Origin of the sequence: Paracoccus versutus (assembly GCF_029909795.1) — a bacterium.
Taxonomy (GTDB): Bacteria; Pseudomonadota; Alphaproteobacteria; order Rhodobacterales; family Rhodobacteraceae; genus Paracoccus; species Paracoccus versutus.
In genome coordinates, this window is the sequence record NZ_CP038196.1 from 1,939,015 (window position 1) to 1,965,362 (window position 26,348).

The following is a 26,348-nucleotide window of genomic DNA, read 5'->3' on the forward strand; positions in this document are numbered from 1 at the left end:
ATGGGCTGCGGCGCGACTCAAGCGGCCGTATCGCCGCGGATGGGCGCGGACTCGCGGCGGCCGGTCGCCCGGCTGAACAGGCCCAGCACGAAGACGAAGAACACCGGCACGAAGAACACCGCCAGCACCGTGGCCGCGACCATGCCGCCGATGACCCCGGTGCCGATGGCGTTCTGGCTGGCCGCCGACGGTCCGGTGGCGATGGCCAAGGGCACCACGCCCAGCGTGAAGGCCAGCGAGGTCATCAGGATCGGCCGGAAGCGCAGCTTCGCCGCCGTCACCGCCGCCTCGATCAGGCTTTGGCCCTCGTCGCGCAGATCCTTGGCGAATTCGACGATCAGGATGGCGTTCTTGGCCGAAAGCCCGATGATCGCGATCAGCCCGACCTTGAAATAGATGTCGTTGGGCATGTCGCGCAGCATGACCGCGACGACGCAGCCCAGGACACCCAGGGGCACGACCAGCATCACCGACAGCGGGATCGACCAGCTTTCGTAAAGCCCGGACAGCAGCAGGAAGACGAACAGGATGCTCATGGCGTAAAGCAGCGTCGCCTGGCTGCCGGCCTGGATCTCCTCCAGCGACTGCCCGGTCCATTCGTAGCCGAAGCCCTGCGGCAGTTCGGCCGCCAGCCGCTCCATCTCGGCCATGGCGGCGCCGGAACTGTAGCCCGGCCCGGCGGCGCCGGCGATGCGGACCGCCGGATAGCCGTTATAGCCCACGACCTGCGACGGCCCCTGTTCCCACGCCACGCTGGCGAAGGACGAAAACGGCACCATCCCGCCATTGGCGTTGCGCACGGTCAGCGCCAGGATGTCCTCGGCCTGCATGCGCGAGTCCTCCTCGGCCTGCATGACCACGCGCTGCATCTTCCCGGCATTGGGGAAGTCGTTGATATAGGCCGAGCCGAGGTATTGCGAGATCGTCGCCGAGATGTCGGCAAAGGTCACGCCGAAGGCATTGGCCTTTTCGCGGTCGATGGTGACGAAGACCTGCGCGGCCGAGGGCAGCCCCTCGATCCGCAGCCCGGTGGCGATGCCGTTTTCCTGGGCCTGGGCAATGATCTGCTGGGCGGCGGCCAGCAGCGCCTCCTGCCCCTGCCCGCCGCGGTCCTGCAGGCGGAAGCTGAAGCCGCCGGTGGCGCCGAAGCCGGGGATCGGCGGCGGTGACAGTGCGAAGGCCTGCGCGTCCTGATAGCCGAACATCTGCATGTTCGCGGCATTGGCGATGTCCTGCGCCGATTGCTCGCGCTCGGCCCAGTCCTTGAAGGTGACGAACATCAGCCCCGCATTCGGCCCCTGCCCCGAAAAGCTGAAGCCGCGGATCGCCACGGTATTCTCGACCGCCTCGTTCTGCTGGAACATCTGCGTGGCCTGGGCCAGCACCTCGTCGGTGCGGTTGGAACTGGCCGTGGCCGGGGTCTGGATGTCGGCGATGATGAAGCCCTGGTCCTCGTTCGGCAGGAAGCTGGAGGGCAGGCGCAGGAAGCCCATGGCCGTCGCCCCGACCAGCACCAGGTAGAAAGCCATCATCACCAGCCGCCGCCGCGTGACCAGCCCGACCGCGCCGGTATAGCGGTCGGTCAGCCGGTCGAAATTGCGGTTGAACCAGCCGAAGAAGCCCTTCCTTTCGTGATGGCCGCTGATCGGCTTGAGGAAGGTCGCGCAAAGCGCCGGGGTCAGCGTCAGCGCCAGGAAGGCCGAGAACAGGATCGACACCACCATGGTCAGCGCGAACTGGCGATAGATGATGCCCGAAGAGCCGGGAAAGAAGGCCATCGGCACGAAGACCGCCGCCAGCACCAGCGTGATGCCGACGATGGCGCCCGAGATCTGGCCCATGGCCTTTTCGGTGGCCTCGCGCGGCGGCAGGCCCTCGGTCGCCATGATGCGTTCCACGTTCTCGATCACCACGATGGCGTCGTCGACCAGGATGCCGATGGCCAGCACCATGGCGAACATGGTCAGCACGTTGATCGAGAACCCCGCCGCCAGCATGACCGCCACCGTCCCCATCAGCGCGATGGGCACGACGATGGTCGGGATGATGGTATAGCGGAAATTCTGCAGGAACAGGAACATCACCACGAAGACCAGCGCCATGGCCTCGACCAGCGTATGCAGCACCTTCTCGATCGAAGCCTCGACGAAGGGGGTGGTGTCGTAGGGGATGGTATAGCTCACCCCCTCGGGGAAGAACTGCGACAGCTCCTCCATCTTCTGGTGCACCGCTTCCGAGGTGTTCAGCGCATTGCCGGTGGCCGACAGCTGGACACCCAGCGCCGCCGCCGGCTTGCCGTTGATGCGCGAGGCGAAGCTGTAGCTTTCCGCCCCCACTTCCAGCCGCGCCACGTCGCGAAGCAGCACGGTCGAGCCGTCGGGATTGGCGCGCAGCACGATCTTGCCGAACTCGTCCACGTCGTCGAGCTGGCCCTTGATCAGCACGGTCGCAGTCAGCTGCTGGCCGATGGGGTTCGGGTCGGCGCCGACCTTGCCGGCCGCCACCTGCGCGTTCTGCGCCCGCACCGCCGCCACGATCTCGGCCGAGCTGAGGTTCAGCCCGGTCATCTTGGCCGGATCGACCCAGATGCGCAGCGCGCGTTCCGGGGCAAAGACCTGCGCCCGGCCCACGCCCTCGATGCGGCGAATCTCGCCCACCACGTTGCGGTTCAGGTAATCGCCCAGCGCGATGTCGTCCAGCGAGCCGTCGTCCGAGGTCAGCGCCACCATCATCAGGAAGCCTGTGCCCGCCTCTTCGATCAGCACGCCCTGGTCGACCACGCTTTGCGGCAAAAGCGGCTCGACCCGCGCCACGGCGTTCTGCACGTCGACCTGGGCGCGGGCGATGTCGGTGCCCGGCTCGAAGGTGGCGGTGATCGACATGGCCCCGGAACTGTCCGAGACCGATTCGTAATAGGCCAGCCCCTCGACGCCGTTCAGCTCGTCCTCGATGGGCTGGGCGACCGCCTGGTTGATCTCGCCCGGCGCGGCGCCGGTATAGGCGGTCGAGATGGTGATCTGCGGCCAGGCCACCTGCGGATATTGCGCGACCGGCATCATCGGCAGCGCCAGCACGCCGGCGATGACGATGAAGATGGAAATCACCCAGGCCAGCACCGGCCGGTGAATGAAGAACCGTGCCATCGCCCTACTCCTGCGCGGGCGCTTCGGCGGCCGCGGCGGCGCCGGCCGGCACCCTGGGGGCCTCGACCGGCTGCGCCACCACCTTGGCGTCGGGGTAAAGCTTCTGCGCCCCCAGCACCACGACGCGGTCGCCCGGCTCCAGCCCGCTTTCCACCAGCCAGCGGTTGTCGGTGGTCTGGCCCAGGGTCACGTCGCGGCGCTCGACCGTCTCGTCATCCTTCAGCGCATAGACATAGGCCTGGCCCGACTGGTCGCGCTGCACCGCCATCTGCGGCACGGTCAGGGCGTTGTCGCGCATGGCCTGCTCGATCCGCACCCGGACGTAAAGGCCGGGCAGCAGCTCGCCCTCGGGGTTCGGGAACTCGGCGCGCAGGGTGATCTGCCCGGTCGAGCTGTCCACGCTCGCCTCGGAAAACAGCAGCTTGCCGGGATGGGCATATTCGCTGCCGTCGTCGAAGATCAGCCGCACCGCCGCCTCGTCGGCCGACATCATCGCCAGCTGCCCCGCCGCCAGGGCCCGGCGCAGCGCAAAAAGCTCCGAGGAGGACTGGGTGAAATCCACATAGACCGGGTCGAGCTGCTGGATCGTCGCCATGATGTCGGTCTGGGCGTTGACCAGCGCCCCCTCGGTCACCAGCGCGCGGCCGACCACGCCGGCGATGGGCGCAGTCACCTCGGTATAGGAACGGTTCAGCTGCGCCTCTTGCAGCGAGGCGCGGGCAATGGCGACATCCGCCTGGGCCTGGGCCAGCGCGGTGGCGGCATTGTCCAGGTCGACCCCCGCCGTCACCTTGCGCTCGCGCAGGGCACGGGCGCGCTTTTCCTGGTCGGCGGCGTTCAGCGCGGTGGCCTCGGCGCGGGCCAGCGCACCCTGGGCGCTGGCGACGCGCACGTCATAGGGCGCCGGGTCGATGCGGTAAAGCACATCGCCCGCCTCGACCTTGCCGCCCTGTTCGAAGACGCGCTCGATCACGATGCCGCCGACGCGGGGCCGCACCTCGGCGATGCGGGTCGCGGCGACTCGGCCGGGCAGTTCGTTCACCACCGGCAACGCCTCGGGCGTCATCACCTGCACGCTGACCTGGGGCGGCGGCAGTTGCTGCGCCGCCACCGGGGCGGCCGCCGTCAGGCAGCAAAGCACAAGCCCGGCGCAAAGGCCGGGAGACAGTCTCATGGTCATGGTTCTTTCCTGGGAGGGCTGAATGGTTGGGGGGAGGGGTCAGTCTCCGGCTGTGCCGGGGTCGCTTTCCGCGACCGCCATCAATTCATCAAGGATCTCATCGCGGGTTTCCTGGTCGAAGCGGTGGAAGCCGAAATATTCCAGGAAGGCCATGCCGTGCAGCGTCAGCAGCGCCATCAGCATCCGGCGCCGGTCGGCCGCCTCGGCCGCGACCGCCTCGGCATCGCCGGCCAGCACCTCGCGCATGATCTCGCGGCATTCGGCATGCTCGCCCATGCTGGCGCTGATCAGCAGCGCCATGTCCAGTTCCTCGTCGGTCGGAACCCGGCGATATTCGTCGATCAGCGCGCGCAGCCGGGCATTGGGCTCGCCCTCGTGCCGGGCGCGCACCTCGGCGAATCGCGCCCGGTGCTGGGCCATCTTGTGGCGGATGAAGGCGGCCAGCAGCCCGGCCTTGCTTTCGCAGTCATAGACCACGCTGGACTTGCTGATCCCGGCCTCCCTGGCCACCGCGTCGATGCTGAGCCCGGCAATGCCCGAGCGCCGCGCCACCCGTTCGATGGCGCCCATCAACTCGTCGCGGTCAATCGTGCGCTTGCGTCCCATATCCACCACCAAGATTTCAATACGGTCGTTCGTTTATAATTCTGACCCTCTCCTGTCAACCGCTTCTCCGCGTCGGATGCCGCAAGCCCTGCTTGACTCGCCGGGCCAGCCATAGGTATACCGACCTACCTACTTCGTGGAGGCGATGATGGAAGCTCCCCAGCCCCCAGCGCCGGAAAGCGCGCGCGAGCGGCTGCTCAAGGCGGCTGCCGTGCTGTTCTACAACAACGGCATCGGCGGGACCGGCATCGACGCCATCGTCGAGCGCGCCGGGGTGGCGAAGAAAAGCCTCTACAACAACTTCTCCTCCAAGGCCGACCTGGTGAACCAGTATCTGCAGGCGCGGCACGAGGAATGGCTGGGCCTCCATGAAGCTCGGGCGCGGGATGCCGAAACGCCCCGCGCGCGTGTGCTGGCAGTGTTCGACGCCTATCAGGACCATGCCGAGCATGAATACGAGCGCGGCTTTCGCGGCTGCGGGTTGCTGAACGCCGCCGCCGAACTGACCGCCGGCGACATCGGCCGCCAGGCCGTCCGCCGCCACAAGGAAGAGGTCGAAGCCCTGCTGGCCGCGCCCCTGGCCAAACTGCTGCCTGATGATCCCGACCGCGCGGCCCGGCTGGCGCAGCAGCTCTCCTTCCTGCTGGAAGGGGCCATCGCCCGCGCCGGGCTGGAAGGCACCAGCGCCCTGGTGCACGAGGCCCGCGCCATGGCCTCGGACATGCTGGAGGCGCTGTGAGCAGCCCGTCCAGGGATCACGGCATCGGCGTCGCCGCGGTCCTGTTCTCCTCGGTCGTCTGGGGCACCACCGGCACCGCCGCCACCTTCGCGCCCGAGGTCGGCCCGGCCGCCATCGGCGCGGCGGCGATGGGCGTCGGCGGGCTGCTGCAGGCGCTGCTGGCCGGCGGGCGCATCGCCCGCGCCCTGCCGGAACTGGCACGGCATTGGCGCAACCTGCTGCCTGGCGGGCTGGCGGTGGCGATCTATCCGCTGGCCTTCTACGCCTCGATGCGCCTGGCCGGGGTGACCATCGGCACGGTGGTGACCATCGGCTCGGCACCGCTGCTGTCGGCCCTGATCGAATGGCTTTTCGACGGCGCGCGGCTGTCGCGGCGTTGGCTGGCCGGGGCCTCGATCGGGCTTCTGGGCATGGTGCTGCTGTGCCTGGCCGAGGATGCGGGACACCAGGCCGGCGAGGGCGCGACCCTGCTCGGCATCGCGCTCGGCCTGGTCGGCGGGCTGACCTATGCGCTTTACTCCTGGACGGCGCGGCGGCTGATGCTGCGCGGCATCCACTCGCGCGTGGCGATGGGCGCGACCTTCGGCATCGGCGGGCTGCTGCTGATGCCGGTGCTGGTCGCGAGCGGCGGGCCGTTCCTGGCCTCGTGGGGGAATGCCGCGGTGGGCATCTACATGGCGCTGGTGCCGATGTTCCTGGGCTATGTCTGCTTCGGCATCGGCCTGGCGCGGATTTCCGCCAGCATGGCGACGACGATCACCCTGATCGAGCCGGTGGTGGCGGCGATGCTGGCCATCCTGGTGGTGGGCGAGCGCCTGCCGGCGCTTGGCTGGATCGGCGTGGTGCTGGTCGTCTCCTGCCTGGTGGTGATCACCGTGCCGGTCAGGTTGAAGATACGCCCGGTCCGCACCGCGCAGAAGGCATGAAAACCCGCCATGGCCGGGCTTGTAACCGGCACCGGACCCCCTGATGCCTCGCGGCTGTCCCATCGGCCGGGATCGCCCCCGCCCATCGCATCGGCCCCCGGCAGCGCCGTTCCGACACCGCCCGCCTGTCAAGCCGAGGCAGGAGCGCGCCCTGGTCGCACCTCCGTTGCCCCTGGAAAAGAGCAATCGCCAAGGTGATGCTGACCAAGCGCGGCGCCGGTTGACTTCGCATAGGTGCCGAACGCGATGCGCGACCTGGCTCGAACCCGTGCCACCGCAATGCCGGTGCTGCACAAGGCGCGGAGGCACCTGCCGGGTTTTCCGCTGCGCCACGGTCGCAGCCATCCCGAAAGAAAATGCTGGCTGAATACCTGATCGGCGCACCTAATGTCGCCGCGCTCCCCACAGCAGGCAGAACAGATCCTGCTCCAAGACTGCCAAGACCGAAATGCGGGTCGAGCATTTGCCAGGACGAATCAAGGAACTCCTCCCGAAGCCTGGCGCCGTTTATCCCAGGGGTACACCACGTCGCGACCATTGGCGTTGTCGCCGAGGGCAGCGGGTTTCGACACTCCGATAATCCTCGGCGGCCGATTGCTTCTCTCGCACCGACACCGCCGAGCATTCGAACGGTACCGCCGGAGCGGGATCGGCAAGACCGGCAGAGGGCGTGCGCAACCATTCTTTCCAACCTGCAAGCGACCAGCCCCTTCCGCTTGTAAGGTTCTGGTGCGGTCATCTCCCCCCGCAAGAACACCCGCGGATTCGCCTTCCAGTTCGACCCGCATCTCCGTCCGCGCACATGTGGATCCAACGAAATCAAGCTGCGCAGCGCGGCCATGGCTTCCACCTTAATGCCCAAGGGGAACAGAACGGTAACGAAGTTAGTGATCTGGACCCGGTAAGCTCCCTGAGGCCGAGATGGCGTCGCAGGACAGGTGGCTCTGTCGCAATGGCGATGGCCACCCGCAGCTGCGCCCTCTGGGCTTCAAGCTTGCGCTCTCGGGTATCAGTCGAGATCAAGCAAGGACAACTCCCACAGGCACGTCTTCCCATTTCTTAACGTAAAATATTACAGAATAGCTGCCTATGCTCTCAACAAGGCAAGGGCATTGGCATAACGAGAGCTCCCTGATGACACACTCATCTGGCTACGCAAAAGAAAATGCCTGAGAACAAGATCAAGACCATCGCCTGATTCGAACTGGCTCACGCTATTGCTTCCGGTAAGTCTCTCGGTTCTCACCTTCAGCTCCGAAAGCTGCCTATCAATGGAAAGAGAGGAAAATCCGGCTCCAATACCATAAGCCCCTTCAAACACCTGGCGCAGAGGCTTAGACGCGAGAATTTGATACCATTTCGTATTTTCACTTGCATCTGAAGTCGCAATATTTAGCAATTCTCGCTGCGCGTTCAACGCCAGCTCAATTTCTGCATGCCTTTCCCCGATATTCCTCTCGAATGATCTCGACTCATATTTTTCAATAATTGCACCGACATCAACCCTAGCACCTTGCCCCTCCGACGAAAAATGGAGCGCCAAACCCTGATTCAGGGCAAGGTAACGCTTATCTGCAAGCCTATTTACCAAACTACCCTTATCGGCAGGATCGGATTCAATAACCTTTCTTAAAAAGAACTTGTTGTTAACGTCAGAATCCAACCCAAAGGCACGCAGCACGACCACCAACAGTTTTCTGTCATTGACCAGCTCTTCGGCAGTCTTAATGTTTTGGATGTTCTGCTGAAAATAATCCTTGGAAACCCTTATGTCATGACTCTTGAGAAAAGCGCTACGCTGCTTCACCATCGTACGCTCAAGAATCTTCCAGCCCACATACCCTCCCGATCCCACCTGAACATTATAACTCATGGCTTACCTATGGCCATTAACCTTGACTCCCTTGGAATAAGCAGTCTGAGCTTCCTAAAGGCCCCGTAGTAATCCCCTTCAATTACTGCATTGGAGGCGAAATCAAGCAAACTGCCACTGTCCAGATCACGAAAAACTTGAGACAACTGCTCTATACCGTAGAGAACCTGCCTTCGCCCCTCATCCTCAAGAGCATCTCCGGTGAGAACGAGTTGGCAGATATAGCATATCCTCGAAACCGGAGAGTTGACAGAATCTGGATGTATGGCATCTCTTAATCTAAGGATACTGGTATTCGGCGTAAGAATTGATACCTTGGAACGCTTATCGCCGTTTTCTATTACGGCACCGTTCACCAGAATTCTTTCGCGAGGAGCCAGCTTGAGAACAAGGCCTGTCATGAATTCATGTCCCCTCGCAAACCCTTCATTATTCTGATGTTTATTTCTATGAGCGGCTCAGCAGAGGCGCGTTCCAACAGGATACGACGGCCTTGCTTGAGAGAGAAAAAAGCAAGCGATAGCAGGCCCGCCTTTACCTCTGGAGGTAGACTGTTTTCCTCATGGGCAAGATCGGCAGCTATGACAGTCCAAAGCTGGCTACTGGCGTTTACCGCCTCTATCATCGCATAACGATCATCGATTTTAGTTGCGTTCTTGAGCTTTTGCGTTACCTGGGAAAACGCAAAATACTCATTATCCCTGTCTGTTCGAACATGCCGCGAACCAAAATTCGTGTCAGTGCTTTGAAAATTTGCAAGCTTCACGTCAGGAGACCCATTCTAGACCTATATTGGAACGAAGGGCGCCCCACAGGGCGCCCTTGCTAGATTATCGGAATAGCGACAGAATCGTTTGCGGCGCCTGGTTGGCGATCGACAACGCCTGCACCCCAAGCTGCTGCTGGGTCTGCAGCGCCTGCAGACGGGCTGACGCTTCCTCCATATCGGCATCCACCAGCGCACCGATGCCGGCAGTCAGCGAATCGGCCAGCTTCGATACGAAATTCGATTGATCGTTGATCCGCTTGGCGGCCGTACCAAGTTCTGCTGCCCCTGTCTTCGCGATGTCGAGCAACGCCTCGATTTCACCAACCGCGGTTCGTGCCGTGGTGCTGTCCGTAATGGTCGTGATCGTAGCGCCTTCAATATCCGCCTCGAAGTCCACAGAATTGACCGTAATCGTCTGCGCAGTGGTTACAGCTGTACCCGCTGTCCGGTCCAAGGACGCCAAGACGCTGAAGGATGTCGCAGTACCGATCGGGTTGGTCTTGAGCAGATTGACCCCATTCATCTGGGTTCCGTCAATCGTCGAAATAATCTGGTTCCTTTTCTCCACGATCTGCTCGTTCACAGTCGCAAAATCGTTCGCATCACTGCCGGCACTGCTTGCCAGCCTTCTCATTTCATCAAGCAAATCACGGATATCTTCAGCACCGTCCCGCGCAGTCGTCACCACCGCCGCAGCAAGATTCAGGTTGCTCTGAAGCGTCTTGAAGACTGCTTGGTCGGATTCCATGACCTTCGAAATGGCCCAAACCGCAGCATTGTCCTGTGCGTTGGCGACCTTTTTTCCGGTCGAAATCTCATTCTGGGCTTTCGTCAGATTCGCATTGATCCCTTTCAGGGTTTGCAGCGCGACCATCGCGCCATTATTGGTCAGAATGCTGGACATCTTCAATCTCCATTCCTGGGTGGTTTACCCGTTTCTAGTGCAAGAGGCCTTCTGACCTACGGGACGGACCCGATGACTATGTCACGTCATTCGATCTATCCGCCCTTCCTGAATAAACTCCTGACCAGGCGACCCAGGCAATCAAAGACTACAGAAAAGTTTACTCAAAATCTTCTATCATGCGGTGAAGAAATAGGATTGCCGATCCTGCGGCCCTGGCGATCATAGGTGTTCAGGTGGCGCGACAAGGCTGCGATCTCGGCAAGCTGCCGCTGCGCGGCCGCCACACCGTCGCAGGCAGCACTGGCGAGGGACAGAATGTCGCGCAGCAGTTCGGCAGTTTCTGCAACCCTGTCCCTTGGCATCGCGCCAGAGTGAACAAGCACTTCAAATTCCTGCATTTTCACAAGGGCCGAATCGGCCTGGAATGCCAGAAGATCTTCTCTCGCCTGTTGGAGAAAATATAGAGCTTTTGTCATTTGATCCCCTCTCTACGGCGTTGAAATCCAAGATCAATTCGTTCCGCGATGGCTTCCGCATAGGTATCGTTCAACAGGCTTGCAAATTGCGATTCGCCGATGCCGCCGCCGAACTCACCGGTCGGCTGTCCGGGTCCGGCGTGCTTCAGCATTTCCGCAAGAAATGCCTGCTCGAGTCCATCGACGACGCTCGGTTTCGGTCGGGTTGTCGTGCGGGCGGTTCCTGCTGCCAGAACTCTCTCCATGTCAGGCTCTTTTCTGAATAAAAGTTTCAACAACGGGTGACTTTATCTGGCATAAGTAAATATTTGGTAATCTTGCTATGCCAATCTGGCAGCAACTTGATCGGCACAGAGGGGATCCAAGTGGATGTGGGTTTTACATGTCACCAAGCAGCAGCTGCGCCGCTTGGCGTGCAGTGCAACAATGTGGTTCGGCTAAGCGCTTGCAAAACAATTGATTTTTCAGGATTTTTCAGCGTCCAGCTGCAAGACGACCCCACGGCGGAGCCGATCGAATCGCCCGTCCATTCCACCGCATCCGACGATGAAGATATCCTTGCCGATGCAGATGATACGGCCGACAGTTCGGTTCTTGATCTGGCCGCCGATCCGACCGTTGCAGCCGATCAGCTATCTCTCGGCAGTTCGGACCATATCGGTGCCGCCGGAGAGAGACAAATCACAGCAGAGCCGTTGGTGGAGGAAAGCGAATGGGTGGAAATGGTATCGGATTTCTTCGAATACGCCGATCAGAAACCGGGGAGAGCAGAGATCCTGCATCATGAGCTCTCGGAACGAGGCCTCAGCACCTACGCAGGCATGTCGAGCAATGGTCATACTCTCAAAAATATATTTGGCGGTATTTTTTTTGAAGATTCTGCCGATGAAGGCTCTCTACACGGCCACAAGGAACACGATCTCATAAAGGTTACACCTCTACCGAATGTTGCGGCATTTTCAAAATCCGACCCGATCGTAAGGGAGAGCTTATCCGAACCCTTCGCCGGCACAACCATGAGGGATTTTCATATGAGTAACGAGGGTCAAGATGCAATCCCTTTAAAGGATTATGAGATAAAGGCTCCAACCTCTCATGAAGGTGGCCATGCTGAAAGAGCCTTCAAGACCTCGAGCTTTGACCCACGCCAAGTTATACGCCAAATAGGGCGAGAAGTTACACCTACGCAGGTTGCTGCGCGGGTCGAGGTTATTCTTGATCCGGCAGAATTGGGGAAAGTTCGGATGCTGATATCACCGGGCGACAATCCGGCTGTAACGATCCTTGCCGAACGGCCAGAGACGTTCGATTTGCTGAGGAGAAACATAGATCTACTCTCAAAGGAGCTTCGTGACGCGGGGGTTTCGGGCGCAGATATCTCATTCTCCGATGGCGAGGAGGAATGGAGTTCGCAAAACAATTTTCCGGCAAGAGAGCCTGATTCTCTGCTAGGCCGTGTTGACAAAAGGGGTTCTCTTGAGCTGCGCCCTGTGATTCAAACTCATCTCCACGTGGGAGGTGAGCTTGGCGCGCAATTTGATATCCGACGACGAGTGGGCCTTCTTCGAGGGCTTCATTCGCGCCGTCAGACGCCCGAATGGGCGGAAGCCTGCGGATCATCGTATTGTTCTGGATGGTATTTTCTGGATCGCAAGGACTGGTGCGCCATGGCGTGACCTGCCCGAAGAGTTCGGAAAGTGGTCGTCTGTCTACCGCCAGTTCCGCCGCTGGACCCTTGCGGGGCTGTGGGAGGATATCCTGGATGCGTTGAACCACGCGGGTATTGCGCCGGACAAGCTGCAGATGGTCGACAGTACTGTGATCCGCGCCCATCATCATGCGGCGGGCGCAAAAGGGGGACTCCAAAAGAGGCTCTTGGCCGTTCGAGAGGTGGGTTCTCGACCAAGATCCACCTCCGCGTTAACGGCGCAGGTCTCCCGATGAGGACCGAGATCACGCCGGGGCAGGATTCCGACTACACCGGCTATGATCTGGTGATGGCCGACAATCTGCCGCAGCCAGCCGTTCTGGTCGCGGACAGGGGCTATGACTCTGACAAAATTCGAGAAGACATCGAGAGCCGCAATGCTCTGCCGATGATACCGATGCGAAAGAACCGCAAGGTGCGCAAGGCTGTAGACCTGACGATCTACACGCTGCGCAACATGGTCGAGCGTTGCTTCAACAAGCTGAAGAACAGCCGTCGGCTTGCAACCCGCTACGACAAAACCGCCGAAAGCTTTCTCGGCTTCATCGACGTCGCCTGCATCAGGCTATGGATCCGCCATTTGTCAACATGACCTAGAATCAGTGCCGCAACAATATCTGGAAAATGCAGACCCAGTTAAAACCGCTGCAACTTTGATGAACACCGGAATTGATATCAGGATCTAGGGGAAAGAGATGGTGACTATCAATACAACTTCTGCGGTTGACGGAATTGATGCAAGAAGCCTCCAATCTTCAAAAGGATCCAGCGAAACCAGCTCCACGAACCAGTTCGAAATGTTCCTGAAGATGCTGACGACGCAGATCAAGAACCAGGATCCGCTTAATCCAATGGAGAACACGGAATTTGCCGTGCAGCTTGCGACATTTTCCGGGGTTGAACAGCAGGTTCAGACCAACCTGCTTCTGACGCAACTCCTGGGCAATATCGATGGAGGGGAGATCGGTCAGCTTTCGACCTGGATAGGCCGGGAGGTGAGAACGAATGCTCCTGTATGGTTCGACGGATCCTCCTTGATACTGGCGGCGGACAGAAGCGCGAATGGCGAAAGTGCTACGCTCGTTACGCTGAATGAACAGGGCAAAGAGGTGCTACGACAAACCATAGGATCAATGTCTGGGGAGACTGAATGGCATGGTCGATATGCGGATGGCACTTCACTCCCTGCGGGATTTTACACCTTCCGCATCGAGGAAGAGAGCAGCAACGGCAGCGTGACCCTGCGCGATGTCGAATCCTATAGTCGCGTGACCGGGATCGAATTGACCCAAAACGGCGCCGAACTGGTCCTGAAAGGCGGCGGATCTGCAAGAGTCGATCAGGTCAGCGGCCTGCGGGAATGATTTGCTTCGATCAGCTATCCGGTTTACAGAACAGCGTTTCATCGCAGGGAGTCGCCCTGTCTCGCAGCAAAGGTCGGCGAAGTATCTGGACCACCCACTTTTCCCGGAGACATGTTGCGCGATCGATATTCAGCAACTGCTAGGCGGTGAAACCCATGTCATGCGACTTGAGCAAAAAATGCCACGGATACGAGGAAAATGACCTTTTACTCGCAATTCCGGCCGCCGGATTTGCAGTGCAAAACGGCACGCCGGGTGGCGTGGGGACCAATTCGACCCGCATGGATTCTTCCGCTTCTTGTAACGTGAACCGGCAGTTTCACGGCGGCAAAGCCAGACCGGAGGCTGCTTTAAACTTACACGTTCTGACAGTTCGCCTTGGTATTGGAGGAGATTCCACGGAGGTAACGAAATTCTATAGCCGTCGGGGGAACGCAGTATTTCCATATTTGCCGTCGGACACGACAAAAGGCTTGCTTCACGATCGCCTTGATGGCGCCCGGTAAAGCAAACCGAAGTGCGGGCCATCATCCGCACACAAGCCACGGCACGGTTCCGCCATATCGGCTATAGGACGACGGGCGCGCCGGCATCAAGGCATAGCAGCATCAGGTCTTGTCGCCGCCCCTGCCACGACAACGACCGCCTGACCGCCCGGCTACCTCGTCAGGACGGAGGGCGCGAACCCCGCTGGCAGGCTTGAGCCAGGCTCATCAGGCCGGCCGGGGCCCGCGTTCCAGGCAACTGCACGTCCGGGTCGCCTCGAAACGCCGGGGGGCGTGAGCCCGCGGAAGCGGCGGCAGGTCATGACACGCCCGGCCGCCAGCAACACCGCTAGCAGACTGCGGAGAAAGGGCCCTGACAGGGCGTCGTGGCGGAATTCGTTCTGGATTCGGCGAAGATCAGCCTGAAAACCGGGCATTTCCGGCAGAATTGAGGCGGATTTCCCGGTTCCCGGCCCAAGCTCTCCTGTCGCACGGATTTTTTCAGCAGCCTGCTAGACAGCTGCTAATGTAAACTGCCGCTATTGGGGTGGGGCCCGCGTGCAAATGATGACAGATGCCTGGGCAGGAGCCGGGGCCGGCAGCCGCGCGGATGGCGCGCCGGGCCACCAGGGAAATGCCAAGGAAACCCGGCTCTATCCCCGCCTTACCAGCAAAACGGGCGGTCCGAGCGGCGGGCGACCGCGCGGGTCATGAATGCCGATACGCAGGTCACGGATGCAAAAATACCGGCAGGACCAGCAGCAGGATTGCCGCGGTCCCCGCCCCGGCCAGGGTCGTTCGCCACCAGCCGGAGGCATAGGTCAGCATCATCGCGACCGCGAAGGCCGCCACGGACAGGATGCCCAGCCAGGACGAAACCGCGACAGCGGGGTTTCCCCACCAGATCAGCGCGGGCCAGGCCGACAGGCCCAACAGCACCGCGCCGGTGATCCGTAGCAGCCAGACCAACCCTCGGCCGGGCTTGCGGCCGCGCAGCTGCTCGTGGTGCCGCGGCATGGCTAGGGCCAGCGCAAGGAACGCCAGGTAGCAAAGGACAAGGGACAGCCAGACCAGCATCCTACTCTCCCGGAACCTGGCTGGCCTGGACGCGGGCGCGTGGCTTCGGTGCCTTCACCCGTCCGGGCCGGGCCCTCCAGGCGGCATGAGCGCAGGCAAGGCCGCACAGGATCGCCATCAGATCGACCGAGGCCAGCACCCAGTTCCCTTGCCCCATCGCCTGCAACAGGCTGGACGGGCCGGTCGCCGCGTTCAGCAGCGGCAGGGCCAGAAGCAGCAAGGCGGCAAGGCCAAGCTGCTCGCTCCAGGCTTTCGCGGGCGGGCGCAGGAATGGCCAGATCGCCGCGGCGAGCCAGATCAGGAAGAAGGCGCGGATCTCCAGCAGCGCGCGTTCCGGCGCATCGGCCGGGATCAGCCGGTTGGCCCAGAAATAGCCCGCCGTGGCCAGCGTGAGCCCGGCGATGCCGCCGATGTTCAGCCGCTCGACCAGCCACAGCCCGCGGGGCTGGCGCTCGGTACGGGAATGCCTGGCGGCGCGTTTCGACACCCACAGCACCAGCCCGCTGCCCACCATGACGGTCCCGGCCAGGCCGGCGACGAAGAACAGCCAGCGCAGCGCGGTATCGGCAAAGCGGGCGCGATGCAGCGCGCCGAGCGCGTGGTTCACCTTTGCCGTGGCCGAGGCCTCCGGCCGGCCGGTCTGTTCGATCAGCGCCCCGCTCAGCCCGTCGAAGCGCATCCGCTCGACCCCGTTCGCGCCCGAGCCGCTCTGCACCGTCAGCACCGAGTTGCGTTGCGGGACCAGGACGATCTCGGGCCGGGGGCCGTCGAGCTTTTCGATGCCGATCCGGCCGACCGGCATGGCCCAGGCCGCCTCGGCCCGCGCCAGCAGCGGCGCCAGCGGGACCAGTTGCGGCAGCACCCGCTGCGGGGGTGGCGCGGCAACGGCGGATGCCTGCGGGGCCGGGCCGCGCGGCGCGGGGCGGTCCACCACCAAGGGCATCAGCGTCGCCGCGAACAGCACCAGCCCCGAAAAGGTGATCATGACATGATAGGGCAGCGCCAGCACCGCGGTCATGTTGTGGATGTCCAGCCAGGAGCGCTGGCCCTTGCCGGGGCGGAAGGTGAAGAACTCCTTGAAGATCTTCTTATGGGTGATGACGCCGCTGATGATGGCGACGAACATCGCCATGGTCGCGATGCCGACGATCCAGCGCGCGAAGCTGCGCGGCAGGCCGTAAAGCTCGAAATGAAAGCGATAGAGGAACTCGCCCCCCGCCGTCGGGCGCGGCGAAAGCGTCGCGCCCGTGGCGGCGTCGATCACCATGGTCTCGCCGCCGCGCCGTCCCGCCTGCTCGCCCGGCTTGGCCCAGGACAGCGCCAGCACCGGGCTGCGCTCGTCTGGCAGGGTGATGTTCCAGCTTGCCGCCTGCGGCGCGACCTCGGCCAGGCGGGCCAGGGCAAGCCCGGCCGGGTCGGCGCCCTGGACCGAGCCGTGCAGTTCGGGGCGCATCCAATAGGTCACCTCGCTGCGGAAATAGGCGATGGTGCCGGTCAGGAAGATCGCAAAGAGCAGCCAGCCCAGCAGCAGCCCGGTCCAGGTATGCAGCCAGGCCATCGACTGGCGAAAACCGTTCTTCATGCGCCACCCCCCGGCAGGGTCGCGACGACCAGCGCAAACAGCGCCGCGGCGCCCAGGATCCCCGCCCAGGCCCGTGCGGCGCTGCGGCAGGCGAAGGCCCAGACCGAGGCCGCGGCGAAGACGACGAAGGACAGCATCAACGCCAGCTGCGCGGCGTCGCGCGGCGGCATCGGCACCAGCCTGGCAAAGGCCGGCACGAAGAGATTGGCGGCCAGGTAGCCGCCCAGGATGGCGGCAAGGCTGCGCGAGGCGACCGAGAGCCGCTGCCGGGAAACGGGCTCAGGCATGGCACCCCTGCCGGGACGGGGGCTGGCAACGGGCGAAGGGCTGGGCGTTGGCGGGCATGGATGGGGTCCGGGATACTGGGTGACGGGACGGGGCGGTCTCTGCCCCCAGAGGGACGGGGCAGAGACCGGGGACCGCGCGCGGCAGGGATACCGCGCCTTGCGGTCACGCCTTGGGCGCGATGCGGGTCAGGCGGTCGCCTTCGGGATCGTCCTTGCCGCGCGCCTTGTTGACCGAGAACACCGTGCCTTCCGGCGCGACGACCAGGTGGTTGGGGAAGGAGCCGCCATCCAGGTTGGCCTTGATCTCGCCCGTGGCGGCATCGAGGACCGTGATCGTGTCCGAGGCGCGGTTGGCCACGAACAGCCGCCCGCTTGCGGCGTCGAAGGCGACGTTCAGCGTGCCCGCGCCGACCGGCGTGTCGAACAGCACCGCGCCGCTTTCGCCGTCGATCGCGATCACGTTGTCGCTGCCCTGCGAGGCCACGAAGACCCGCCCGGTCGCCGGATCGAAATCCACGCCCGAGGGGGTCTTGGCGCCCGGCAGCGCCAGGATCTTCACCTCGCCCGAGACCAGGTCGATGCGCGCCAGTTCCGGCGTGCGCAGCGAAACGGTGTAAAGCCGGCCGGCCTTTTCATCCAGCGCCAGGCTCATGGTGGCGAACTGCCCGCCGCGCTCTGCGGATTGCAGCTCGAACCCGTCGAGCTTTTCCAGCGTCTTGGTGTCGAAGGCCTCGATCCGGCTGCGATGGGTGCTGACATAGGCGCGGCCGCGCGCGGCGTCGATCACCACGTCGCGCGGCTTTTCGACCGAGCCCGCCTCGAACTGCCTGACCAGCGACAGGTCGTCCTGGGCATAGACCGCGACCGCGTCCTGGCGGGTGTTCGTGACCCAGAGGGTGCCGTTCGCATCGTCCACGGCGATGCCGAAGGCGCCGAAATCGCCGGGATTGACCTCGGCCAGAACCTCCAGCGTGCCGGCGTCCAGCTTGGCGATGCTTGACGTGCCCTCGGGCGGCCGGCCCACGGCGGAGGCCACGAAAACCGTGCCGTTCTGCGCGCTATGGGCGACCTGGTAGACGCCGGGCCCCACCTTGGCCGAGCGGATATCATAGCCCTCGGCCCCGGCAAGCGGCACCTGGGGCGAGACCTTCAGCTCGGCCACGCCGGCGGTGTCCGGGCCTTCGGTCTGGACCACGACCGGATGCAGGCCGACCGCCGCGTCCTGGGGCAGGTCGAAGGCAAACCTGAAGCCGCCCTCGGCATCGGCCTGCATGTCCTGCGGCGACAGCAGCGTCTTGCCGCGTTGCAGGCTGACCTGCTGCTGCGGGGCAAAGCCCGAGCCGCTGACCTCGACCTTGCCGCCGGCATGGATCGCGCCGCGCTCGGGGCCCGAGAACATGACGCGGCCGGCGAAATCCGCGGGCGTGTCGAAAGCGGTTTCCGCGCTCAGCCCCGAGGCCGAGGCGAAAAACGCGGCCAGGGTCAGCGCCCGGCCTGCATTGCGAAGGGGAAAAGCCATGTCGGCTCCTGAAGTTGCGATTGGCATGATCCGGCCGCCGCTGCGGCGGCCGGAGGGGGTTCCGGTGGTTCAGAAGGTGCTGGTCAGGCCCATGTAGAACCGGCGGCCGTCGTTGTAGCCGGTATTGTCGAAGGTCTTGTCATCGACGTTGTAGATGGCCAGGCTGCCCATCACGTGGTCGTTGAAGTGATAGTCGGCGCCCAGGTCGACGATCGCATGCTCGCGGATATAACCGCTGCCGGTATCGGTGGTGGCGCTGCGATACTGGACGTTGCTCCACAAGGACAGCGCATCCGTGGCCTGCCAGTCGAGGCCAAGGTTCGCCACATGCAGCGGGCTGTTGTTGAAGGCGGTGCCGACGGCGTCGCCCTTGGTGATCTTGCTGTCGGCATAGGTATAGTTGAACGAGACATCGACGTTGCGCAGGGTGAAGTCCACCGTGGCCTCGACCCCGTTCAGCTCGGCGGCATCGCGGTTGACGTATTGGTTGATCCACTTGATCGGATCGGTCGGGCTGTTCATGCCGCAATCCGTCGGCAGGCCCGGAACCGGCGTGTCATGGGCGCAGATTTGCTCGGTGGTGATCTTGTTCTTGAACCGGGTGTGATAGGCGGTCAGCCCCAGTTGCACGCCGCCCGCCGTCTCCCAGATCGCGCCGATTTCATAGTTGGTGCTTTCCTCGGGCTTCAGGGCGGTGTTGCCCTGGTCGCGCGCCCGGCCGTCGCCGCCCGAGGGCTCGAAGATGTTGCTGTCGGCCTGTTTCAGCGTCGGCGTCTTGTAGCCGCCGCTGACCCCGCCCTTCAGCGTCAGCGAGGGGTTGGCGTGCCAGACCGCATAGACCCGCGGCGTGACCTGCGAGCCGTAGCGTTCGTTATGGTCGTAGCGCAGGCCCAGCGTCAGGGTCAGGTCGTCGCGCAGGTGGAAGTTGTCCTCGGCGAACAGCGCCCATTGCCAGCGGGTCATCTCGGGATCGACGCTGACCCGGTCGGGGTCGTGCCGGGTGGTCTCGTCCCGCCAGTCGGCGCCAAAGGTCAGGTCGTGGCGGCCCAGGCTCATGCTGGTCCGGGTGTTCAGGTTCAGCATCTCGTAGCCCGAGACGTTCGAGCCGTTCTCGAAATCGACATCCTCCAGCGTCAGGAAGCTGTCGGTGCGATAGTCGTCGCCCCAGGTGATCTCGTGCGACAGGCCGTAGTTCATGCGCTTGACGCTGACGCCGCCGGGCGTTCCGCCGCCCTGCGGGGTCGAGATGGTGTCCTGCGCGCTATAGACCGTCTCGAAATCCAGGTTCTGCGTCTCGTCGATCTTCCAGGTCAGGCGGGTGCCCAGCGACTTGCGCTCGATGTCCTGGGACTGGTAGCTGACGCTGCCGCCGCGGCCCGCGACGGCCATCTCGTCCTTGCTGCGGTCATGGCGCGAGCCGAACAGCGCCAGCCCCAGCCGGTCCTGGACCAGCGGCCCGCTGAGATAGAACCGCCCCTCGTTGGCATCGCCGGCGCCGCCGTGCTTGTAATGGCTGCTGCCCAGCGTCAGCGAGCCCGACCAGACATCCGAGATCGGCTTGGTGATGATGTTGATCACCCCGCCCGAGGCGGCCGAGCCGTAAAGCGAGGACATCGGGCCGCGGATCACCTCGATGCGCTCGATGGCCGAAGGCGGCGGCAGATAGGACATCGCCAGCCCCGAGCCGAAACCGTTGTAGGTCGCCTCCTGCGAGTTGCCGATGGGCTTGCCGTCGACCAGGGTCAGCACATAGCTCTCGCCCAGGCCGCGGATCGAGATGGTCTCGGCCCCGGACCGCCCCGAGGGCGCGCTGACGATCACGCCCGGCACGTTCTTCAGCACATCGGCCACGGTGGCATAGGGTTTCGAGTTGATTTCCTCGCCGTCGATCACCGTCACCGTCGCGGGGGCGTCCGGCAGGGCCTGGGCCTGGCCGGTCGCGGTCACGACCACGGTATCGAGCTGCACCACCGCCTGCTCGTCCTCGGCCGTCGCCTGTGCCAGCGCCGGCGCGGCGGGCAGGGCCGCCGCCCCCGTCACCGCCAGCCACAACGGCAGCCGGCCCAGCATATCGGCCGTGGTGTTCTTCAATCCTCTCATCGGTTCGGTCCCTCTTTCCTGTTCGGCGTTCGGCCTTGTTACGAGGGCTTCACGCACCAGGGCGGCGGACACTGAACCCGATCGCAGAGTTTTTTTGTCGGCTTTCTCGGCGCGACTGTATCGGATCTGCAACAACGGCCCGCCGGGCGCCGGCCAGAGGGGTGGACAGCCCGTCCCGCCACGGCCTAATCTCGCCCCGGTCAGCCGATGCGCCGCGCGCATTTCGCCAGAACGCTCTTCCTGCCCCGATGCGGACCCCGATGCGGATGTTTGGCTGCTGCGATGTCTTCCTGCGACAGTGACAAGGTTGGCCGGCTTTACCGCGACGAGGGCGCGCGGCTGGAACGCCAGATCGCGCGGCGCATCGGCAACCGCAGCATCGCGCGGGATCTGGTGCATGACGTCTTCCTGCGCTTCTGGGAACGGGCGGGCGAGCTGCGCGGCAATCCCGCCGCCTTCGTGACCCGCTCGGCCCGCAATGTCGCCATCGACCACCTGCGCCGCGAAAAGGTGCGCTGCACCCATGCGGCCGGGGCCGAGGCCCCCTTGCCGGCGCAGGATCCGGCCTTCGACGCGCTTTCGGCGCAGCAATCGGGCGATGCGGTGCGCAGGGCCATCGCCGACCTGCCCGAGACCACCCGCCGGCTTTTCCTGATGAACCGCGCCCAGGGGCTGAGCTTCCAGGAAATCGCCGCGATCTGTGGCATGTCCGAACGGAACGTGGCAAAACACATGGCCAAGGCCGTGGCCCGCTGCGCGCAGGCCCTGGAAGATCTTCGCAACGAATGAGGGCCACCCCCTTGCTGCCACGACCCGATCCGCAGGAACGACTCCGGGCAGAGGCTGCGGATTGGGTGGTGCGGATCGTGGCCGATCCCGCGCTGGAACACGACCCGGCCTTTCGCCGCTGGCTCGGGGGCGGCAAGGACCGGGCACGCGCCTTTGCCGACGCGCGCCTGGCCTGGCAAATCGCCGGCGAGGTCGGCGGCACGGTCATGGCCGGGACGCAGCCCATCCGGCCGGCGGGCCAGCGTCCGGCAGGGACGGGCCGGGGCTGGTTTCGCCCCCTTGCCGCCGGGCTGGCGCTTGGCGCCTGCGCCATGGCCGCGCTGTGGCTGGACCTGGCGCGGCCCGACCTGCGGCTGCGGCTGCTGGCCGATCACGTCGCCCGGCCCGGTGCGGCGCAGGATCTGGCGTTGCCGGACGGCAGCCGGACCCTGCTCGACGGCGGCTCGGCGCTGGACTATGCCGAGGACGCCGCCACCCGCCGCGTGACCCTGCGCTCCGGCGCCGCCTTCTTCGATGTCCAGCGGGACGGGCGCCCCTTCTCGGTCCGGCTGGGCGGGAACGAGGTGCGCGTGCATGGCACCCGCTTCGAGGTGCGCGATTGCGGCGGCTGCATGCTGGTCACGCTGGAAGAGGGCCGCGTCGAGATCCTGGACCCGCAGGGGCAAAGCCTGGCGATGCTGGAACCGGGGCAGCAGGCCCGCATCCCCGCGCAGCCCGGCGCCCGCCCGCTGGTGCAGCGGGTCGACGTGCCCGACGCGCTGTCCTGGCGCGAGGGCCGCTTCACCTTCTACGACGCCAGCCTGCGCGAGGTCGCCGGTGTCCTGCAACGCCACGGCGCGGGCGCGATCCTTTTCGCCAGCGAGACGCTGGCCCGGCGGCCGATCACCGGCAGCATCAGCCTGGCCGACCCCAGGGGCGAACTCGAGGCGCTTGCCGAGGCCGTGGGTTTCCGCATCCTGCCCCTGCCCGGCGGCAGCCTGCTGATGTAGCCCTGCATTCCGGGCCGGGGCGCGCCGCCCTTGCCCGTTTCCGCCAGCCCTTCCGCCAGCGCCTGAAAAACGAAACCGCGGGTTCAGCGTGCCGCCGGCTCATGCGTCGAGCATGTGTCGGGCGGCATTCGGCCGGCCCCTCGCACGGAAGGAACGATGTCGCCGCTCTTGTCTCGATACGGGGTCTCGCTGCTCGGGCTGGCCGTCCTGCTGTCGCTGGGCTGCGCCGCCGCGCCCGCGCCGGCCGTCGCGGCGGCCGGGCAAGCCGCGGCGGCGGAATACGACTTCGACATTCCCGCGCAGCCGCTGGCGCGGACGCTCAACCGCATCGGGCAGGTCGCGGGCCTCTCCGTCCTGGTCGAGGGGGATGGCGCGGCCCTGGTGGCCCCGCCGCTTTCCGGGCGCATGACGCTGGACGCGGCCCTGCGCAGCGTGCTGCCCGCGGGGCGGGGCCGGCATCGCTTTACCGCACAGGGCAGCCTGGTCGTCGAATTGCCGGCGCCGGCGGATGAGGCCGCGCCCACGGTCACGCTGAAGACCGTCGTGGTCACGGCGACCGGCTATCCCCAGCAGCTGGCCGATGCGCCCGCGACGATGACCGTGGTCGGGGCCGGGGATCTGGCCCGCCGCCCCGGCCCGACCCTGGCCGAGGCGCTGCGCGACGTGCCAGGCCTGTTCGTCGGTGCGCCGGGCCGCGACGGCGGCACCCCGATCACCCTGCGCGGCATGGGGCAGCCCTATGTGCTGTTCATGATCGACGGCAAGCCGCTCAGCGCCTCCGAGGAGGCCGCCTATAACGGGCGCGGCGTGGGCGCCAAGGCCGGTTTCCTGCCCCCCGTCCCCGCCATCGACCGGATCGAGGTGATCCGCGGCCCGATGTCGGCGCTTTACGGATCGGCGGCCTCGGGCGGCGTCGTCAACGTCATCACCCGGCCGGTGCCCGACGCCTGGACGGGCAGGCTGGACCTTGGCCTGACGCATGACCTTGGCCCCGGCGGGGCGAACGAGGCGCGCTTCATGCTGGGCGGGCCGCTGGTCCGCGACCGGCTGGGGCTGATGCTCTACGGCTCGCGCCATCGCCAGGACGGGGCCGTCGCGCCTTCGTCCTCCGGGCGGCGGGCCAACCTGGGCGGCAGGCTGGGCTGGACCCCGGCGCCGGACCAGTCGCTGGAACTGGACCTGTGGGGCAGCAGCCTGCGGCTGGACGAGGGCGGGCCCGCAGCCCCGGCCCCGACCGTGATCCGCGACCGGGGCACCAGCCTGACCCACCGCCTGCGCCGCGGCGACGAGGCCGAGACGGTTTCCTTCCTGTTCCGCGAGACCACGGATTTCGATGCCGGCAATCGCAGCGGGCACGAGGCGCTGACCTTCGGCACCCGCTCGACCCAGCCCTGGGGGCGGCATCACCTGACCTTCGGGTTCGAGCATCGCCACGAGCGCACCCGGCACGACCCCGGCCGCCTGCCCGATTCCGCCGTCACCGATCCCGGCCGCTGGCACCAGGCGCTTTACGCCGAGGGCAGGCTGGCGCTGTCGCCCGACCTGACCCTGACGCTGGGCCTGCGCCACGACCGCAACCAGAGATACGGCGCGCAGCTGACGCCCAGGGCCTATGCGGTCTGGCGCCCCCTGCTCGGCCTGACCATCAAGGGCGGGTTCGGCAGCGGCTACCGGGTGCCGGCGCTGAAACAGGCCGACGACGGGGTGTGGGAGCCGTCGGGCGGCGACGGCCGCTCGCGCGACCGCGGCAACAGCGCCCTGAAGCCCGAGCGGAGCAGCAATTACGAACTGGGCCTGGTGTGGGAGGGGCAAACCGGCCTCCAGTTCGGGGCGACCGCCTTCTACACGCGGTTTCGCGACCGCATCGGCCGGGTGGACCTGTGCCGCACGCCCGCGGGTCAGGCCCCGGCCTGCGTGCTGAACGGCGCGCATTACGTGGCGGTCACGCAATACCGCAACCAGGACGAAGCCCGGCTGCGCGGCGTCGAGCTGACGCTGGACATCCCGCTGGGGGATGCGACGGTGTCGGCGAATTACACCTGGTCGGATTCCCGCATCGCCAGCGGCCGCAACGCCGGGCAGCCGTTTCACAACCTGCCCCGGCACATGCTGAACCTGGCGCTGGACTGGCAGCCGGACGAGGCGCTGAACCTCTGGGCCCGCGCCCGCTATCGCAGCACCTCGCAGGCGCTTGGCCGCACCGCCGGGCTGCGGGCGCATCTGGTCGTCGATCTGGGACTGGACTACCGCCTGCGCGAAGGCGTGACCGGCGCCATCGGCCTTTACAACGTCGCCAACGTGGTGCCGGACGAAAGCATGGTGGAGGGGCGGCGGCTCTACCTGGGCCTCAGCAACTCCTTCTAGGGGGCATCGGCCCGGCCCGCCGCCGGGCCCGGCGCAAGGCCAGCCGTCACGATAGCGGCCGCACCTGCCCTCGCCGATGCGGTCGTCCGCACAGCGACAGCCGCGGCGGCACTCGTCATGGTCGCGCTACGCGTCCTGGCGGCGGTGGCGTTCGGCCTCCTCCGGGCCAAAGCAGGACGCCGCGTCGTCCCCGGCGCGGTCCATCCAGTCCCAATCCCGGCCGTCGCGCCAGCCGTCATCGTCCGGTAGCCGCGGCGATAATCACCGGGGCCGCCACGGACATGGTCGTCATCCCGCCGGAAATCCCCCCATAGGCCCCGCGCCCATAATCGCCATAGCCGGGTCGTGGTCGTCGTCGCGGCCATGGGCGCCGCGCCAATCCTCGCGATCGGAATGGTCCCGTCGCGGCGGTTGCGCTCTTTGTCGCTCCAACGATCTGCCTTGTCATCCTCCTGTCTCGCGGATCGACCGGCGCCGTCCTCGACGGGGGGCACATAACCAGACCCATGGCGGTTTCGGAGGAACGCGGCCCCTCCGGGCCAGCAACCCCAGCCTGCCGCAACGCCTGGGCATCGCCGCAGGCAGGCGCCCCGCTAGAATCGGGGCGGTCCGACCCACAGCCCCATGGACTGCATGGTCAGCACCGACGCGGCCGCGATGCTGGCGCTGGCGATGACGCCGAACACCAGGGCAGAGGCGAAAACGGTTTCATGTGGCATGCTCAACTCCTCATGTCCTGAGCGGTGCCCTCGGGCGTGCTTGCAGAGTCAACGCGCAAGCGCAAACCCCTGGGCGGAAAATGGCCGTCCTGCCCAATCCGGCGGCGCTTGCGGCGGCGGCCCGCCCGGCCTGGAACGCCCGGCCTGGAACATTGTCCGGGCTTGGCGGTTGTCCGCCTTCTTTCCCGGAAATCCTTCAGCAAGGAACACCGACATGACCGACAAGCAACCCAAGCCCAGCCAGCCCTCGGACGCGGACCTGCGGCACGATCCGGGCATCGGCCGCTCCAAGGGCGCCGGTCGCAAGGACCCCGAGATCGGCGGCGAGAACACCTTCGAAGGCGACGTGCTGAACGACACCACCCCGCAGGGCGGCATAGACCCCCGCCAGCGCGGCCGCGAGAACAAATAGCCAGCCGGAGGAAAAGGAGACCGGACATGATCGGCAAGAAGACCCGCCAGCAACAGCGGCAGATCATCGAAAAGCGCGTGGATACCAGCAACGCCGGCAAGGATTTCGACCCCCGCCCCTATCTGGACGCGGCCAAGCACCCGCACCAGGAGATCGCCGAGTCCCCCAAGCCGCGGGCCGAGGCCAAGGAGGACGGCGATCCCACGCCCAGGGGCGAAAACCAGGAAAGCCGGCATCGCAAGCACAGCGGCAAGCCAGAGGACCAGGCCGAGGGCTGAAAGCCCCCTGCCCTGCAAGACCCATCCGCCGGCATCGGTGGCGGGAACAACCGCCG

At 65.1% G+C, this 26,348-nt stretch carries 24 protein-coding genes and 1 pseudogene; 10 read left to right on the top strand and 15 right to left on the bottom strand.

The window, feature by feature from the left end; genetic code table 11:
* Nucleotides 1-17: 17 nt before the first annotated feature.
* Genes E3U25_RS09555 through E3U25_RS09565 form a run of 3 tightly spaced genes read right to left on the bottom strand, consistent with a single transcriptional unit; the run spans nucleotide 18 to nucleotide 4,929 of the window.
* Complete coding sequence (locus E3U25_RS09555) at nucleotides 18-3,143, bottom strand: efflux RND transporter permease subunit (RefSeq protein WP_036754862.1); 3,126 nt, start codon at nucleotides 3,141-3,143, stop codon at nucleotides 18-20.
* Nucleotides 3,144-3,147: 4 nt separating this feature from the next.
* On the bottom strand, nucleotides 3,148-4,323 hold the full coding sequence (locus E3U25_RS09560) for an efflux RND transporter periplasmic adaptor subunit (RefSeq protein ID WP_116220543.1): 1,176 nt from the start codon (nucleotides 4,321-4,323) through the stop codon (nucleotides 3,148-3,150).
* Nucleotides 4,324-4,362: 39 nt separating this feature from the next.
* Nucleotides 4,363-4,929, bottom strand: coding sequence for a TetR/AcrR family transcriptional regulator (locus E3U25_RS09565; protein ID WP_036754860.1), 567 nt, complete (start codon nucleotides 4,927-4,929; stop codon nucleotides 4,363-4,365).
* A 148-nt stretch (nucleotides 4,930-5,077) separates the two neighbouring features.
* On the opposite strand from E3U25_RS09565, the gene E3U25_RS09570 reads away from it, so the two are divergent.
* Nucleotides 5,078-5,668, top strand: coding sequence for a TetR/AcrR family transcriptional regulator (locus tag E3U25_RS09570; RefSeq protein WP_116221648.1), 591 nt, complete (start codon nucleotides 5,078-5,080; stop codon nucleotides 5,666-5,668).
* Complete coding sequence (locus tag E3U25_RS09575) at nucleotides 5,665-6,594, top strand: DMT family transporter (RefSeq protein ID WP_116220542.1); 930 nt, start codon at nucleotides 5,665-5,667, stop codon at nucleotides 6,592-6,594. Before E3U25_RS09570 ends, E3U25_RS09575 begins: the two co-directional genes overlap by 4 nt.
* A 1,087-nt stretch (nucleotides 6,595-7,681) precedes the next feature.
* Here the strand turns inward: E3U25_RS09575 and E3U25_RS09580 are convergent.
* The 6 genes from E3U25_RS09580 to E3U25_RS09605 form a co-directional block, all read right to left on the bottom strand.
* Nucleotides 7,682-8,467, bottom strand: coding sequence for a DUF1217 domain-containing protein (locus tag E3U25_RS09580; protein WP_116220541.1), 786 nt, complete (start codon nucleotides 8,465-8,467; stop codon nucleotides 7,682-7,684).
* Complete coding sequence (gene flbT, locus E3U25_RS09585) at nucleotides 8,464-8,868, bottom strand: flagellar biosynthesis repressor FlbT (RefSeq protein WP_084197056.1); 405 nt, start codon at nucleotides 8,866-8,868, stop codon at nucleotides 8,464-8,466. The genes E3U25_RS09580 and flbT overlap by 4 nt, the downstream gene beginning before the upstream one ends.
* Complete coding sequence (locus tag E3U25_RS09590) at nucleotides 8,865-9,233, bottom strand: flagellar biosynthesis regulator FlaF (RefSeq protein ID WP_084197054.1); 369 nt, start codon at nucleotides 9,231-9,233, stop codon at nucleotides 8,865-8,867. Before E3U25_RS09590 ends, flbT begins: the two co-directional genes overlap by 4 nt.
* Before the next feature lie 64 nt (nucleotides 9,234-9,297).
* The gene (locus E3U25_RS09595) at nucleotides 9,298-10,140 is read right to left on the bottom strand and encodes a flagellin N-terminal helical domain-containing protein (RefSeq protein WP_036754856.1); all 843 of its coding nucleotides are present in this window, start codon (nucleotides 10,138-10,140) and stop codon (nucleotides 9,298-9,300) included.
* Between the two features lie 164 nt (nucleotides 10,141-10,304).
* On the bottom strand, nucleotides 10,305-10,619 hold the full coding sequence (locus E3U25_RS09600) for a hypothetical protein (RefSeq protein ID WP_116220540.1): 315 nt from the start codon (nucleotides 10,617-10,619) through the stop codon (nucleotides 10,305-10,307).
* On the bottom strand, nucleotides 10,616-10,864 hold the full coding sequence (locus tag E3U25_RS09605) for a hypothetical protein (RefSeq protein ID WP_116220539.1): 249 nt from the start codon (nucleotides 10,862-10,864) through the stop codon (nucleotides 10,616-10,618). Before E3U25_RS09605 ends, E3U25_RS09600 begins: the two co-directional genes overlap by 4 nt.
* A 120-nt stretch (nucleotides 10,865-10,984) precedes the next feature.
* Here E3U25_RS09605 and fliK point away from each other — a divergent pair, with 120 nt between their 5' ends.
* The 3 genes and pseudogenes from fliK (at nucleotide 10,985) to E3U25_RS09620 (ending at nucleotide 13,691) form a co-directional block, all read left to right on the top strand.
* Nucleotides 10,985-12,295 (top strand): flagellar hook-length control protein FliK, encoded by a 1,311-nt coding sequence (gene fliK, locus E3U25_RS09610; protein ID WP_244294844.1) that lies wholly within the window; start codon nucleotides 10,985-10,987, stop codon nucleotides 12,293-12,295.
* A pseudogene (locus tag E3U25_RS09615) lies at nucleotides 12,195-12,919 on the top strand (IS5 family transposase). Before fliK ends, E3U25_RS09615 begins: the two are co-directional and overlap by 101 nt.
* A gap of 103 nt (nucleotides 12,920-13,022) precedes the next feature.
* Nucleotides 13,023-13,691, top strand: coding sequence for a flagellar hook capping FlgD N-terminal domain-containing protein (locus E3U25_RS09620; protein ID WP_116220536.1), 669 nt, complete (start codon nucleotides 13,023-13,025; stop codon nucleotides 13,689-13,691).
* Nucleotides 13,692-14,905: 1,214 nt separating this feature from the next.
* Here the strand turns inward: E3U25_RS09620 and E3U25_RS09625 are convergent.
* From E3U25_RS09625 to E3U25_RS09645, 5 genes are all read right to left on the bottom strand, one after another.
* Nucleotides 14,906-15,253 carry a DUF3325 domain-containing protein gene (locus tag E3U25_RS09625; RefSeq protein WP_052095872.1) on the bottom strand — a complete coding sequence of 116 codons (348 nt, stop codon included), beginning with the start codon at nucleotides 15,251-15,253 and terminating at the stop codon, nucleotides 14,906-14,908.
* A 1-nt stretch (nucleotide 15,254) separates the two neighbouring features.
* Nucleotides 15,255-16,835, bottom strand: coding sequence for a PepSY-associated TM helix domain-containing protein (locus E3U25_RS09630; protein WP_116220535.1), 1,581 nt, complete (start codon nucleotides 16,833-16,835; stop codon nucleotides 15,255-15,257).
* A complete protein-coding gene (locus E3U25_RS09635) occupies nucleotides 16,832-17,122 on the bottom strand; it encodes a DUF3649 domain-containing protein (protein WP_116220534.1) in 291 nt (96 codons plus the stop codon). The genes E3U25_RS09630 and E3U25_RS09635 overlap by 4 nt, the downstream gene beginning before the upstream one ends.
* 163 nt (nucleotides 17,123-17,285) lie before the next feature.
* Entirely contained in the window at nucleotides 17,286-18,641 is a 1,356-nt protein-coding gene (locus E3U25_RS09640; protein WP_166435375.1) for a Vgb family protein, read from the bottom strand.
* A 69-nt stretch (nucleotides 18,642-18,710) separates the two neighbouring features.
* The gene (locus tag E3U25_RS09645) at nucleotides 18,711-20,741 is read right to left on the bottom strand and encodes a TonB-dependent receptor domain-containing protein (RefSeq protein ID WP_116220533.1); all 2,031 of its coding nucleotides are present in this window, start codon (nucleotides 20,739-20,741) and stop codon (nucleotides 18,711-18,713) included.
* Between the two features lie 282 nt (nucleotides 20,742-21,023).
* Here E3U25_RS09645 and E3U25_RS09650 point away from each other — a divergent pair, with 282 nt between their 5' ends.
* From E3U25_RS09650 to E3U25_RS09660, 3 genes are all read left to right on the top strand, one after another.
* Nucleotides 21,024-21,530, top strand: coding sequence for an RNA polymerase sigma factor (locus E3U25_RS09650; protein ID WP_036754846.1), 507 nt, complete (start codon nucleotides 21,024-21,026; stop codon nucleotides 21,528-21,530).
* A gap of 68 nt (nucleotides 21,531-21,598) precedes the next feature.
* Complete coding sequence (locus E3U25_RS09655; protein WP_281029250.1) at nucleotides 21,599-22,519, top strand: FecR family protein; 921 nt, start codon at nucleotides 21,599-21,601, stop codon at nucleotides 22,517-22,519.
* 156 nt (nucleotides 22,520-22,675) lie between these two features.
* Nucleotides 22,676-24,883 (top strand): TonB-dependent receptor domain-containing protein, encoded by a 2,208-nt coding sequence (locus E3U25_RS09660; protein ID WP_116220531.1) that lies wholly within the window; start codon nucleotides 22,676-22,678, stop codon nucleotides 24,881-24,883.
* Between the two features lie 593 nt (nucleotides 24,884-25,476).
* Here the strand turns inward: E3U25_RS09660 and E3U25_RS09665 are convergent.
* Nucleotides 25,477-25,602 carry a hypothetical protein gene (locus E3U25_RS09665; protein WP_255469536.1) on the bottom strand — a complete coding sequence of 42 codons (126 nt, stop codon included), beginning with the start codon at nucleotides 25,600-25,602 and terminating at the stop codon, nucleotides 25,477-25,479.
* A gap of 214 nt (nucleotides 25,603-25,816) precedes the next feature.
* On the opposite strand from E3U25_RS09665, the gene E3U25_RS09670 reads away from it, so the two are divergent.
* On the top strand, nucleotides 25,817-26,014 hold the full coding sequence (locus E3U25_RS09670) for a hypothetical protein (RefSeq protein WP_036754845.1): 198 nt from the start codon (nucleotides 25,817-25,819) through the stop codon (nucleotides 26,012-26,014).
* Between the two features lie 26 nt (nucleotides 26,015-26,040).
* The gene (locus E3U25_RS09675) at nucleotides 26,041-26,292 is read left to right on the top strand and encodes a hypothetical protein (protein ID WP_116220530.1); all 252 of its coding nucleotides are present in this window, start codon (nucleotides 26,041-26,043) and stop codon (nucleotides 26,290-26,292) included.
* Nucleotides 26,293-26,348 lie beyond the last annotated feature (56 nt).